Origin of the sequence: Usitatibacter rugosus (genome assembly GCF_013003965.1) — a bacterium.
GTDB lineage: Bacteria > Pseudomonadota > Gammaproteobacteria > Burkholderiales > Usitatibacteraceae > Usitatibacter > Usitatibacter rugosus.
Genome location: NZ_CP053069.1, coordinates 2,722,634 through 2,735,294, shown reverse-complemented (window position 1 = coordinate 2,735,294; position 12,661 = coordinate 2,722,634). Strand labels below are relative to the sequence as shown.

14 protein-coding genes and 1 tRNA gene are annotated in these 12,661 nt (G+C 67.0%); 6 read left to right on the top strand and 9 right to left on the bottom strand.

The genetic code is table 11. The features are described from left to right. Nucleotides 1–2: 2 nt before the first annotated feature. The 5 genes from DSM104443_RS12895 to DSM104443_RS12875 all read right to left on the bottom strand — a co-directional run bounded on the left by DSM104443_RS12895 (nt 3) and on the right by DSM104443_RS12875 (nt 4,167). Nucleotides 3–500 carry a hypothetical protein gene (locus tag DSM104443_RS12895; RefSeq protein WP_171092844.1) on the bottom strand — a complete coding sequence of 166 codons (498 nt, stop codon included), beginning with the start codon at nt 498–500 and terminating at the stop codon, nt 3–5. Between the two features lie 27 nt (nt 501–527). Continuing rightward, nucleotides 528–1,280, bottom strand: coding sequence for a proteasome-type protease (locus DSM104443_RS12890; RefSeq protein WP_171092843.1), 753 nt, complete (start codon nt 1,278–1,280; stop codon nt 528–530). A gap of 9 nt (nt 1,281–1,289) precedes the next feature. Next, nucleotides 1,290–2,240 carry an alpha-E domain-containing protein gene (locus DSM104443_RS12885; RefSeq protein ID WP_171092841.1) on the bottom strand — a complete coding sequence of 317 codons (951 nt, stop codon included), beginning with the start codon at nt 2,238–2,240 and terminating at the stop codon, nt 1,290–1,292. Nucleotides 2,241–2,457: 217 nt separating this feature from the next. Beyond that, on the bottom strand, nt 2,458–3,873 hold the full coding sequence (locus tag DSM104443_RS12880) for a circularly permuted type 2 ATP-grasp protein (RefSeq protein WP_171092839.1): 1,416 nt from the start codon (nt 3,871–3,873) through the stop codon (nt 2,458–2,460). A gap of 99 nt (nt 3,874–3,972) precedes the next feature. Next, a complete protein-coding gene (locus tag DSM104443_RS12875; protein WP_171092837.1) occupies nt 3,973–4,167 on the bottom strand; it encodes a hypothetical protein in 195 nt (64 codons plus the stop codon). 111 nt (nt 4,168–4,278) lie between these two features. On the opposite strand from DSM104443_RS12875, the gene DSM104443_RS12870 reads away from it, so the two are divergent. Genes DSM104443_RS12870 through DSM104443_RS12860 form a run of 3 tightly spaced genes read left to right on the top strand, consistent with a single transcriptional unit; the run spans nt 4,279 to nt 8,080 of the window. Continuing rightward, nucleotides 4,279–6,417: a RelA/SpoT family protein gene (locus DSM104443_RS12870; protein WP_171092835.1), complete on the top strand. Its 2,139-nt coding sequence runs from the start codon at nt 4,279–4,281 to the stop codon at nt 6,415–6,417. After that, the gene (locus DSM104443_RS12865; RefSeq protein ID WP_171092833.1) at nt 6,417–7,655 is read left to right on the top strand and encodes an adenylate/guanylate cyclase domain-containing protein; all 1,239 of its coding nucleotides are present in this window, start codon (nt 6,417–6,419) and stop codon (nt 7,653–7,655) included. Before DSM104443_RS12870 ends, DSM104443_RS12865 begins: the two co-directional genes overlap by 1 nt. Nucleotides 7,656–7,672: 17 nt before the next feature. Further along, the gene (locus DSM104443_RS12860) at nt 7,673–8,080 is read left to right on the top strand and encodes a hypothetical protein (protein WP_171092831.1); all 408 of its coding nucleotides are present in this window, start codon (nt 7,673–7,675) and stop codon (nt 8,078–8,080) included. Here DSM104443_RS12860 and DSM104443_RS12855 read toward each other — a convergent pair. Then, nucleotides 8,077–8,613 (bottom strand): O-acetyl-ADP-ribose deacetylase, encoded by a 537-nt coding sequence (locus DSM104443_RS12855; RefSeq protein WP_171092829.1) that lies wholly within the window; start codon nt 8,611–8,613, stop codon nt 8,077–8,079. The genes DSM104443_RS12860 and DSM104443_RS12855 overlap by 4 nt on opposite strands. Nucleotides 8,614–8,661: 48 nt before the next feature. On the opposite strand from DSM104443_RS12855, the gene DSM104443_RS12850 reads away from it, so the two are divergent. After that, entirely contained in the window at nt 8,662–9,852 is a 1,191-nt protein-coding gene (locus tag DSM104443_RS12850) for a class I SAM-dependent rRNA methyltransferase (protein ID WP_171092827.1), read from the top strand. Here DSM104443_RS12850 and DSM104443_RS12845 read toward each other — a convergent pair. Next, nucleotides 9,849–10,427 carry a GNAT family N-acetyltransferase gene (locus tag DSM104443_RS12845; RefSeq protein WP_171092825.1) on the bottom strand — a complete coding sequence of 193 codons (579 nt, stop codon included), beginning with the start codon at nt 10,425–10,427 and terminating at the stop codon, nt 9,849–9,851. The genes DSM104443_RS12850 and DSM104443_RS12845 overlap by 4 nt on opposite strands. Before the next feature lie 75 nt (nt 10,428–10,502). Here DSM104443_RS12845 and DSM104443_RS12840 point away from each other — a divergent pair. Then, nucleotides 10,503–10,579 (top strand) — tRNA-Val (locus DSM104443_RS12840). 55 nt (nt 10,580–10,634) lie between these two features. Continuing rightward, on the top strand, nt 10,635–11,801 hold the full coding sequence (locus tag DSM104443_RS12835; RefSeq protein ID WP_171092823.1) for a glycosyltransferase WbsX family protein: 1,167 nt from the start codon (nt 10,635–10,637) through the stop codon (nt 11,799–11,801). Here DSM104443_RS12835 and DSM104443_RS12830 read toward each other — a convergent pair. Continuing rightward, nucleotides 11,798–12,019, bottom strand: coding sequence for a hypothetical protein (locus tag DSM104443_RS12830; RefSeq protein WP_171092821.1), 222 nt, complete (start codon nt 12,017–12,019; stop codon nt 11,798–11,800). The genes DSM104443_RS12835 and DSM104443_RS12830 overlap by 4 nt on opposite strands. A 13-nt stretch (nt 12,020–12,032) precedes the next feature. Continuing rightward, nucleotides 12,033–12,659 (bottom strand): urease accessory protein UreG, encoded by a 627-nt coding sequence (gene ureG, locus DSM104443_RS12825; protein ID WP_171092819.1) that lies wholly within the window; start codon nt 12,657–12,659, stop codon nt 12,033–12,035. Nucleotides 12,660–12,661 lie beyond the last annotated feature (2 nt).

The following is a 12,661-nucleotide window of genomic DNA, read 5'->3' as shown; positions in this document are numbered from 1 at the left end:
AGTCACGGGACGAGCGGGATCGCCGACGCCGTCTCGTAGAGCAACACGGAGCGCATCTTGTTCTCGAGCTGCATGTAGCGCGCGGCCTTCGTCGCGGGCAGGACCTTCAGGAGCTTCGGGAACTGCGAGCGGCGCAGGCGCGATTCGTCGTCCTGGGCCTTCAGCACCTGCTCCACGATCCGCTTCGCGTTGGCGTCGGTGATGTTCGAGCCGGCGTTGATGTAGTCGATGACCGCGCGGTTGTACTGCGCCTGCGGGCCGGCGATCTCCTTCTCGAACTGCTCGTAGAGCGGCCAGAAGCCCTTGGCCTCCTTCTCGGTGAGCGGGAGGTTCCTCTGGATGATGCCCTTCTTGTCCGACTGGATCCGCGCGCGCATCTCCGCCGATGAGAGCATGGACGGGGCGGGCGCCGCGGCGGGAGCGGCTTTATCCTGCGCGACGGCCGCGAACGGCACGGCGACGGCGAGGGCGATGAAGGCGGCGGTGATGGAATTCTTCATTGTGGTTTCTCCTCGTTGAACGGAAATCTATTCGAGCCAGTCCGGGTCCGGCAGGTCGGCGAACACGCGGCGCAGGCCGCCCCCCCAGCGGGTGCGAAGCATCGTGAAGTAGGGGTCGTTCTCACGGATGCGCTGCTGCAGGCCCACGCGGAAGCTGTCGCGCGGGTACCAGAGCATGTCGATCGGCAGGCCGACCGAGATGTTGGATTTCATGGTGGAGTCGAACGAGATCAGCACGCACTTGGCCGCTTCCTTCTGCGGCGTGCTCGGGGTGATCACGCGGTCGAGGATGGGCTTGCCGTACTTCGACTCGCCGAGCTGGAAGAACGGCGTGTCGCCGCCGGCTTCGATGAAGTTGCCCTGCGTGTAGAGGTAGAAGAGCCGCGGCGGCTCGCCCTTGATCTGCCCACCCACGATCATGCTGGCGTTGGCGTCGATGTTCGATGCCGTCAGGAACACGCCGTCGCGCCGCTGCATCTCGCGCAGCGCATCGCCCACGATGGTGGCGGCGTCGTACATGGTCGGCGCCTCGAGGATGCTGGGCGCCTCCGCCTCGGCGGTTCCCGTTTCCTTGGCGCGGAGCTGCCGGTCGATGAGGTTGGTCACGCCCTGCGTCACGGCGAGGTTGCCGGAGGAGAGGATGGTGATCAGCCGGTCGTCGGGCTTCTCGTAGACCTTCATCTTCGTGAAGGTCGCGATGTGGTCCACGCCCGCATTGGTGCGCGAGTCGGACGCGAAGATCATGCCCGTGTCGAGCTTGATCGCAACGCAATAAGTCATGAGGTCTTGTTACTCCACCAGGATGGGGGCGAAGAAGCTCTTCTGCACCCCGTTCGAGACCTCCTGCGTGGATCGGAGGAACGCCGTGAGGTACTCGTGCAGGCCTTTGGTGAAGATATCCGAAATCTTGCCGTACTGCAGCGAGGCGAGGAGGAGCCCGGCCTTGCGCAGCGTCTCCTCCGACTGGTCGTTCTTCACGTAGTTGAGCGTTTCGAACGCCTGCTTCACGCAGAAGTGCAGGCTCCTCGGCAGATCGGGCCGCAGGATCAGCAGCTCGGCCAGCTTGATGGGCGTGACGGCGTCGCGGTAGACCTTGCGGTACGCCTCGAAGGCCGAGACCGAGCGCAGCACCGCGGACCACTGGTAGTAGTCCACCGCGCCGCCGACTTCCTTCACGCTCGGCAGCAGCACGTGGTACTTCACGTCGAGGATGCGCGCGGTGTTGTCGGCGCGCTCCAGGTGCGTGCCGAGGCGCGCGAAGTGATACGCATCGTCCCTGCGCATGGTGCCGAAGGTCACGCCGCGGAACAGGTGGCTCCGGTCCTTCACCCAGTCGAAGAAGGTCGAGGTGCCGCGCTGCAGCATCTTGTCCTCGTCCATCTGCTGGATCTCGAGCCAGGTTCCGTTCAGCACTTCCCACATCTCGGAGGTGATCGAGCCGCGCACGGCTCTAGCGTTCTCGCGGGCCGACTTGGCGCAGGCGTAGATCGACGACGGATTCTCCGGATCGAGCGCCATGAAGTGCAGCACCTCGCGGGCATTCGCCACCTTGTGGCGGCCCGCGAAGGGGAAGAGGGTGCCGGTGATGTTGAGGGGCGCGAACCATTCCTGGTCCTGCAGGCGCGGCTCCTTCACCAGCAGCGACATGCGCCAGGTGACGTCGAGCACGCGCGCGGTGTTCTCCGCCCGCTCGACGTAGCGGCTCATCCAGTAGAGATTCGAGGCGACTCTCGAGAGCATAGTCACTGTAGGGACGCGCTTGAAGGGACGGACGCACTTGGAACCGCCGATCCCCGCCGATAAGTGCCCGCCGATCCCCGCCGATAGAAACATGATGGCGAAAGACGGCGCGAAACGTAGCCACGATCCCGACACGTTTCATCGGCGGAGATCGGCGTGGGGTTATCGGCGGGGATCGGCGGTTCCAAGTACGCCTGCCATGTCGTGAACGTATTCATCAATCGACGACCCATGTGTCCTTCACTCCCCCACCTTGCGACGAATTCACCACCAGAGACCCCTCGCGCAGCGCCACGCGCGTGAGGCCGCCGGGCACGAAGCGCGTGCTGCTGCCGGTGAGCACATAGGGGCGCAGGTCGATGTGGCGGTCGCCGAGGTCGGTGCCGACGAACGTGGGCACCACCGAGAGGGAAAGCGTGGGCTGGGCGATGAAGCGCTCGGGGGAATCGAGGATGCGCTGGCGGTACCGCTCGCGCTCCTCGCGGCTCGCCGTGGGCCCCACCAGCATTCCGTAGCCGCCCGAGCCTTGCGCTTCCTTCACGACCAGCTCGGCCAGGTTGTCGAGCACGTACTGGAGGTCGTCCGGCTTCTTCAGCACGTAGGTCGGCACGTTGTTCAGGATCGGTTCCTCGCCGAGGTAGAAGCGGATCATCTCGGGGACGTACGGATACATCGACTTGTCGTCGGCCACGCCGGTGCCGATGGCGTTGGCGAGCGTCACGCGGCCGGCGCGGTAGGCCTGCAGCAACCCCGGCACGCCGAGCATCGAATCGGGGCGGAAGGCCTGCGGGTCGAGGAAGTCGTCGTCGATGCGCCGGTAGATCACGTCCACGCGTTGCGGGCCCTGCGTGGTGCGCATGAACACGGTGCTGTTCTGGACGAAGAGATCCTGCCCTTCGACCAGCTCGATGCCCATCTGCTGGGCGAGGAAGGCGTGCTCGAAGTAGGCGCTGTTGAAGTGGCCCGGCGTGAGCAGGACGATGGTCGGGTTCTCGGCGCCCTGCGGCGAGAGCTCGCGCAGCGTTTCCAGCAGCAGGTCGGGATAGTGATCCACCGGCCGGATCGACTGCTGCGCGAACAGCTCGGGGAAGAGCCGCATCATCATCTTGCGGTTCTCGAGCATGTACGAGACGCCCGAGGGCGTGCGCAGGTTGTCCTCGAGGACGTAGTACTTGCCGTCGTTGTTGCGGACGATGTCCACGCCCGCCACGTGCGCATACACGCCGCCGGGGACGTCCACCCCGATCATCTCCGGGCGGAACTGCGGGTTGCTCTGGATCTGCTCGTACGGGATCAGGCCCGCGCCGAGGATCTCCTGGTCGTGATAGACGTCGTGGAGGAAGCGGTTCAGCGCCGTGACGCGCTGCGCGAGGCCTCGCGAGAGCATGTCCCAGTCCGCGCCGGGGATCACGTGCGGGACGATGTCGAACGGGATCAGGCGCTCGGTGCCGGAGGCCTCGCCATAGACGGCGAACGTGATGCCGACGCGGTGGAAGAGGAGGTCGGCGGCGTGGCGGTTCTGCGCGATGCGCTCGGGCGGCGTGTCGCGAAGCCATTCGGCAAAAGCCGCGTAGTGCGGGCGGACCGAGCGGCCGCCGTCGTACATCTCGTTGAAATAGACCGGGGGCGCCATGTTGGTGCAATGAGCAAGCCGCGTGCCACGAGGATAGCACCCCAAGGGAAAGCGCCGGTCCCCGGGGAAGGGACCGGCTAAAACCGCGTCTTCGTCCCGCTAGCGGCGCGCCACCGCCAGCAGGTCGACGAAGCGGGTAAGGAGGCTGTCGCGCGGGGGCGGCTGCGGAGCGGGCTCCGGCCGCGACAGGCCGACGAATTTCACCGCGGCGAGGCGCCCGGCGCGGTCCGTGCACTCATTCGGAGCAGGGGCGGATGGGGGCATCGGGTCGGGGTCGGTTTTCGGCGAACTCACGGAGGCCATCATGGGGCGCCCCCGGTCCTTCCCGCCCACGAGGATTCCCGGCCCGAAGTGCCGAAAATTCCCTAGGTCGGGATCCGGCCCGGGCCACGATAAGATGGCCGGATGCTGACTTCCACCGCCGCCACGGAGGCCGACCTTTTCCAGCAGGAAGTGCGCGCCACCTATGGCGACACCCTGGCCGAGGTGCCGGTGCGGGCGCTCCAGTTCGCGCAAGGGGCCTGCCGGGCCACCGGCCGCACGGCCGCCTTCGACCGGGCGCTGGCCGTGGCCCGCCTGCTGCTGCTCCAGGGCGCCGATCCGGAGACGGTCACGGCCGCCCTCATCAGCCAGGCGATTCCGGAGCCCGACCTGGACCTGGATGCCATCCAGCAGAACTTCGGCGCCGAATTGGCGGTGCTGCTGAAAGGGCTTTCGCGCGCCGGCCGCATCGAAACCCTCAATGCTTCCGGCGTGGACGTGGAGCAGCTGCGCAAGATGCTGCTCGCCATCGCCGAGGACGTGCGCGTGGTGCTGGTGAAGCTCGCCGAGCGCGTCGTGTACCTGCGGAACATCACCAAGTCGGACGAAGCGGTGCGCCGCGCGGCCGGCCGGCAGACGCTCGAGCTGTTCGCGCCCCTGGCAAACCGGTTGGGCGTCTCGGAGATGAAGTGGGAGCTGGAGGACTACGCCTTCCGCTACACCGAGCCCGACGTCTACAAGCAGATCGCGCAGCTCCTCGACGAGAAGCGCTACGACCGCGAGGCCTACATCCAGCGCGTGATCGGGACGCTCAAGTCGGAGCTCGCGTCCGCCGGCATCGAAGGCAGCGCCCTGCAGGGCCGGCCGAAGCACATCTACTCGATCTGGCGAAAGATGCACGGCAAGAGCGTGTCGTTCGAGAAGCTCTACGACATCCGCGCCGTGCGCGTGATCGTGAAGAACGTGCGCGAGTGCTACACGGTGCTCGGGATCGTGCACGACCTGTGGGTTCCGATCGAGGGCGAGTTCGACGACTACATCGCCCACCCGAAGGCCAATGCCTACCGCTCGCTGCACACCGCGGTCGTCGGCCCGGAAGGCCGGACGCTCGAAGTGCAGATTCGCACGGACGAGATGCACCAGCATTCCGAGCACGGCGTCGCCGCGCACTGGCGCTACAAGGAAGGCGGCAAGTCCGACAAGAAGTTCGATTCCAAGATCGCGTGGCTGCGCCAGGTGCTCGCGTGGAAGATGGAGTTGCTGGGCGACAGCACCGTGAACGAGGCGAAGCAGGGCCTGTTCGAAGACACGATCTACGTGCTGACCCCGCAGGGCAAGGTCGTGGATCTCCCCAAGGGCTCGACGCCGATCGACTTCGCGTACCACGTGCACACGGATCTCGGCCACCGCTGCCGGGGTGCCAAGGTGGACGGTTCGATGGTCCCGCTCGACTACAAGCTGCAGAACGCGCAGCGCGTGGAGATCATGTCCGTGAAGCAGGGCGGGCCGTCGCGCGACTGGCTGTCGCCGCAGCTCGGCTATCTCGCGAGCCCGCGCGCGCTCGCGAAGGCGCGCCAATGGTTCCGCCACGAGGACTTCGAGCAGGACGTCGGCCACGGCCGCACGATGCTCGACAAGGAGCTGCAGCGCCTCGGCGCCACGAGCGAGAACCACGACCGCCTCGCCACCAAGTGCGGCTTCAACAAGCTGGAGGAATTCCTCGCTGCCCTGGGGCGCAACGAGGTGACCTCCCGGCAGATCGAGATCGCGGTGCGTGGCGAGGCGCCCGCCGCCCCGGAAGCGCCGATCGCGGTGACACCGGAGCCGAAGCACAAGGGTTCGTCCTCGGGCGTGCTCGTGCTCGGCGTGAACAACATCGCGACCATGGTCGCGAAGTGCTGCCGCCCCGTGCCGCCCGATCCGATCATCGGCTTCATCACGCGCACACGAGGCGTGATGGTCCACCGTTCCGACTGCGCCAACATCACCATCCTTCGCGAGGACCAGAAGGACCGCCTCATGCCCGCGGACTGGGGCAAGACCGGCGACGCGCCGTTCTCCGCGGAGATCGAGGTCGTGGCGATGGATAGGCAGGGGCTGCTGCGCGACATCTCGGAAGCGATCTCCCGCGAGCGCATCAACGTGACGGCGGTGAACACGCTGTCCCGCGGCGTGCATGCCTTCATGCGCTTCACGCTGCAGGTCCAGGACGGGGACGGCATCCTGCGCGTGCTCCGCCAGGTGAAGGACGTGCCCGGCGTCGACACGGTGCGGAGGACCTGATGATGGCCGTGGTCACCGATTCGCCGACCCTCCAGCTTCGCCTCATGCTGGAGGAGCTGTGCTGCGACCTCTGCCGCTTCGAGCACGTGAAGCGCGAGAACGTGAAGCCGGAGATGGTGCGCATCGACCGCGAGTACCCGCTGGGCGGCGGGGCGGGCTATGCCGACATCCGCGTCATGGCCCCGGGCCATCGCCCGTACTTCGTCGAGGTGAAGTACGGCTACGACGAGAACATGCTGCTCGCGCACCTGAAGCGCAAGTACGGAAACGTCTCGCCCGCGACGGCCGACGCCGAGGCGGTGATCGTGGTCGTGGACCTGAAGGGCCGCATCCACCCCGACGAGCTTTGCGTGGCGCTTTCGAAAGTCGTCCGCTCGGGGCTGCGTGTCGAGATCTGGGACGACGAGGCCCTGCTCGACCGGTTGAACGACGCGTTCCCCGTCGCCATCCCGGCGATGACGCCGGAGAACCTGCTGGACCTTCGCCACGCGATCGACAAGGCGAAGGGCTTCCACGCCTTCGGCGGCGGCATGGAGGACTACGAGCACGACCCGCTCAAGTCCGAGCTCATGTGGCACTTCGGCTACTGGCGCCTGCGGCAGCTTCGCGAGGAGCGGGGCCTCGGCCCGCGCGAGATCCTGCCCCCCGGCCTCTACGAGAACGTGACGGTCGTCCTGGGCGACCTGTGCAGCTTCTCCAGCTACGTGCGCGATTCCCCCGACCCCGCGATCGTCCGCGACAGCCTCACGTCGTTCTATTCGAAGGCGCGCTACCAGATCATCAACGCGGGCGGCATGCTCTACCAGTTCGTGGGTGACGAGGTCGTGGGCCTCTTCGGTTTGCATGGCGATCCGGATCGCTCGGCGCGCCAGGCCATGGATGCCGCGCGCGGGCTGCTCGCGATCGGCAACTCCGTCTCGCATCATTGGCAACGCCGGCTGGACCGCGTGCAGCCCTCGGCGGGACTGCATGTCGGCATCTCGTCGGGCAACGTGCAGATCGTCTCGCTGCGGCCGTTCAGCCGCACGCACATGGGCGTCGTGGGCGATTGCATCAACGTGGCCGCGCGCCTGATGTCCACCGCGGGCGCGGGCGAGATCGTGGCCACCAACAACTTCCATCGCCAGCTCGACGAGGCTTCCCGGGCCACGTTCGCGGAGATCGACCCGGTGGAGCTGAAGAACGTCGGCAAGCTGCGCGGGTGGAAGACCGGCGCGCTCGAGCCGGCGCTCTCCTAGGCGAGGCGAACGACCGCTTGCGATTCGTCCTCGCGCTGTTGATCGCGCTCACCCCGGCCGCGATGGCCCAGCTCGCCGATCCTCCCTGCCGCAATCTCCGGACGGAAGCGCAATGCGTGGCCGAGGAAAAGGCACGCCTGCGCGAACGCTCGAAGGCGCTCGCGGGCACGGCCACGGAGCTGCGCGCTCCGCTGGGCGCGGTCTTCGTCGAGAAGCTCACGGTGGAGGCGGACCCCGAGGATCTCGCCCCGCCGGAGAAGCCGCGCTGGGAGCGCTTCAGCGATGCGCTGAAGGGCGAGACGGTGATCGAGTTCCCGGGCAACGACGGCACGCGCTGGATGTGCCTCGATCCCTGCAAGCGCAAGTTCAACTGCTGCGTGCGCAGCGGCGACTTCAACCTCTCGGGAAAGCCCGCCGGCCGCTAGGCGCGCGCGGCTTCGAGGAAGGCCTTCGCGTCGTCCTCCGAGAAGAACACCAGCCGCACTTCGGTCATTGTCGGGTGGCGCCTCACGGCCTCGCGGATCGCCTTCACCGCGATGGGTGCCGCCTCTTCCCTCGGGTAGCCGTATACGCCGGTCGAGATGGCGGGGAAGGCGATGGAGGTCGACCCCGACCGCGCGGCAATCGCGATCGAATTCACGTAGCACGCGGCCAGCAGCGCCGCATCGTTGTCCTCGTTGTCGCCGTAGATCGGTCCCACGGTGTGGACGACGTGCAGCGCGATCAGCTTTCCGGCGGTGGTGATCGCCGCCTCGCCCGTCGGCAGCCCGTCGGGGTACGTCTTCCGGATCTGCCGGCATTCGGCCACGATGTCCGGGCCGCCCGCGCGGTGGATGGCGCCGTCGACGCCCCCTCCGCCCATCAACGACGGGTTCGCGGCGTTCACGATCGCGTCCACGTCTTCCTGCGTGATGTCGCCTACCTTCACCACGATGTGCCTGTCCAGCCTCGTTTCCATGCGTCGCTTTCGGATAAGATGCCGGTCCATCCTGCCGCGCCCCCTTCCATGAAGCAAGTGTCTCCGCGCCTGGTCCTGAAGCCCGGCCGCGAAAAATCCCTCAAGCACCGCCATCCCTGGGTCTTCTCGGGCGCGGTGGACCGTGTCGAGCACGAGCCGGCGTCGGGCGAGACCATCACCGTCACCTCGTCCGACGGGGCCTTTCTCGCGACCGCGGCGTATTCGCCGACCTCGCAGATCCGCGCCCGCGCGTGGTCGTTCGATCCGAAGGACAGCGTCGATGCCGGCTTCATGCGCAAGCGCCTGGAAGAGGCGGTCGCGCGCCGCCGCTGGGGCTTGGAGCAAAGCAACGCCTGCCGCCTGGTGCATTCGGAGTCCGATGGGCTCCCGGGTGTGATCGCCGACCAGTACGGCGACACGATCGTCCTGCAGATCCTGTCCGCGGGCGCCGAGAAGTGGCGCGACTTCTGGCCGAAGGCGCTGGCCGAGATCACGGGCGCGAAGGCGGTCTACGAGCGATCCGACGCCGAAGTGCGCGAGCTCGAAGGACTGACGCCGCGCAATGCCGAGCTCATCGGGCAGGTAAAGGGCCCGGTCCCCATCACCGAGGACGGGATCCGCTACGACGTGGACGTCGTGCACGGCCAGAAGACCGGCTTCTTCCTCGACCAACGCGAGAACCGCGCATTGGCCGGGCTGCTCGCGAAGGACGCGACCGTGCTGAACGCCTTCTGCTACACCGGCGGCTTCACGCTCTCGGCGCTGAAGGGTGGGGCGAAGCACGTCCTCTCGCTGGACACGTCCCACGAGGCGCTCGACCTCGCGCGGCGCAACCTCAAGCTGAACGGCCTCGACGAGTCGAAGGCCGAGTGGCTGGCCGAAGACGTGTTCGCGTACCTGAGGAAGCTTCGCGACCAGGGCAAGCACTTCGACCTCATCGTGCTCGACCCGCCGAAGTTCGCGCCGACCGAGAAGCACGTGGAGAAGGCCGCGCGCGCCTACAAGGACATCAACCTCTGGGCGATGAAGATGCTCGCGCCCGGCGGCCACTTGCTCACGTTCTCGTGCTCGGGGGCAGTGTCGGCGGATCTCTTCCAGAAGATCGTCGCGGGTGCGGCGGCCGATGCGAGGGCGGACCTCGTGATCGAGCGGCGGCTCGGCGCCTCGCCGGACCATCCGGCCTCGATCCACTTCCCCGAAGGCGAGTACCTGAAGGGCCTGCTGCTGAAGCGCAGCTAGCCGGGCGCGAAGAGCTCGAACCAGCTCCGCGCGAGGCGCGCGTTGCGCTTGAAAGCCTCCGCGCCGTTCGCGCGGTTCTCGCCCAGCCACTCGACGAAGTAGCTGGTGGGCGTGGCGGACTCGAGCTGCAGGTACGCCTCGCTTTCGCTTCCCGCATACATGATCTTCATCCCGTGCTTGCGCGCGAGGTGCATCACGGCCTGGTTCTCGGCCAGGCAGTGCATGTAGGCGCAGCGCACGCCGCTGTTGCGCAGGTGGACCACGGCGCGCTCGAAGAGCGCGTTGCCGATGCCGCGGCCGCGCGAGTCCTCGGAGACGGACAAGCCCAGTTCCGCCGCGTGGCCGGCGAAGGCCACATGCACGGCGCCCACGATGCGAAGGTCCTCGTCGGTGACGGCGAAGATCTCGTCGCGCTCGAAGTCCATGCCCGCGACATACTGGAGCACGAGTTCGTCCGGCAGCACCGTGCCGAAGCGCAGCCTGCGGTCGTCCGGACCGAGTGCCAGGAAGTGCTCGGCGAGCGCAGTGCGGTGCGAAGTGTGCAGGCGTATCGGAAGGGGGCGCGAGATTCTCATGTCATCCAACAAGCACGAAGAGTGCCGTTCGTTTGTTTCGACACTCGAATTCGGGTAAAATTCAACTCGATCTACAGGCGCGTAGCTCAGTTGGTTAGAGCACCACCTTGACATGGTGGGGGTCGTTGGTTCGAGTCCAATCGCGCCTACCAGGAATTCCGTCGATGCCCCGCACTCGTGCGGGGCATTGCATTTCGGGAGCGTGCGATGACGGGCGAGGAGGCGGTCCGGCTGGTGGCGATGTACTTCCCCCAGCTGCACCCGATTCCGGAGAACGACGCGTGGTGGGGCCAGGGCTTCACCGACTGGGTGAACGTTCGCAAGGCTCGCCCGCAGTTCCGCGGCCACTACCAGCCTCGCGTTTCCCTCGGCGAGCGCTACTACGACCAGTCGCAGAAGGCCACGATCGAGTGGCAAGTGGATCTCGCCCAGCGCCACGGCGTGCACGGCTTCTGCCACTACCACTACTGGTTCGGCGGCAAGCAGCTCCTCGAAACCCCCACCAATATCGTGATGGCGTCGAAGGAGATCCGCTTCCCCTTCGCGCTCGCGTGGGCCAACGAGACGTGGTCGCGCCGCTGGGACGGCCTCGATCACCACATCCTCATCGAGCAGACGCACGCGCCGGACCGCGAGCTCTGGATGCGGCACTTCGAATATCTCTTCCGCGCGTGGAGCGACGATCGCGCGATCACCGTCGACGGGAAGCCGATCTTCCTCATCTACCGACCGCATCGCATCACGCAGGTGGACGCGATGCTCGACCTCTGGCGCGAGGAAGCGCGGCGACGCGGTCTGCCGGGCCTCTTCGTGATCGCCATGAAGCAATTCGAGTTCCCCGTGCCCGCCGTGCTGAAGCACTTCGACGGCGTGATGCAGTTCCAGCCGTTCGAGGCGTTCTACTCGCCCGACTTCGAGGCGGGCGCGCCGGATCGCCGCGCGGTCCAGCTCGCGCGACTCCTGCCGGAGCGCGTGCAGGAGATGCTGCGGTACTTGCGGAATCAACTCGGTTCGAAGCTCACGTACTACGACTACGACGTCGTGTGGCAGCAGGTCCTCAAGGTCGAGCGCGAGGCGGGCTTGCCCACGTTCCCCGGCGCTTTCGTCGACTGGGACAACACGGCGCGCTACGTGAAGCGCGCGCGGATCTTCAAGGGCGCCTCACCGGAGAGCTTCGCGCACTGGTTCGGAAAGCAGGTCGAGGCGACTGCGCAGCGTCCGCCCACGGAGCGCGTGATCTTCCTCAACGCGTGGAACGAATGGGCGGAGGGTGCGTACCTCGAGCCCGACGAGCGTTACGGGTACCGCTATCTCGAGGCGGTGCGGGACGCATTGGCGCGCTGGGGCACCCCGGCCCGGATAGCCGCGGACTAGGCGTCGCGGCGGGAGGCGGGCGGCTTCTTCGCGCGGGCGCGTCGCAGCTTCCCGAGGCCGGCCACCGCGAGGGCCGCAATCACCACGATGGCGATCATCCACGCGGCTTCGCTGAAATCATGCGCGTGCACGGGCGGCGCGTCGTGTCCCGGATGGGCGAGGACGTTCGTCGCGAGCGTTGCCGCGCCGAGGGCGAGGAGCGTGCGGATCGATCGCATGGCGTTCTCCGGCTCACGCGGTGCGGCGCTTCGACTCCGGGGCGAGCATGCCCTGGGTCTCGATGAAGCGCACGACCACGTCGAGGTTGTGGTTGGTCTTGAGGTTGGTGAAGACGAAAGGCCGCTCGCCGCGCATCTTCTTCGCGTCGCGGTCCATCACCTCCAGAGACGCCCCGACATAAGGGGCCAGGTCGATCTTGTTGATGATCAATAGATCGGACTTCGTGATCCCGGGCCCGCCCTTCCTCGGGATCTTGTCGCCTGCAGCGACGTCGATCACGTAGATCGTCAGGTCGGAGAGCTCCGGGCTGAACGTGGCCGCGAGGTTGTCGCCGCCGCTTTCGATCAGCACGAGCTCGAGCGCCGGGAACGCCTTGCTCAACCGCGCGACCGCTTCCAGGTTGATCGACGCGTCCTCGCGGATCGCCGTGTGCGGGCAGCCGCCGGTCTCGACGCCGAGGATGCGCTCCGGCGGAAGCGCGTTGTTCTTCACGAGGAACTGCGCGTCCTCGGCCGTGTAGATGTCGTTGGTGACGGCCGCGATCTCGTAACGATCACGGAATTCCTTGCACAACGCGAGCGTGAGCGCGGTCTTGCCGGAGCCGACCGGGCCGCCGATGCCGACGCGAAGGGGATTCATGG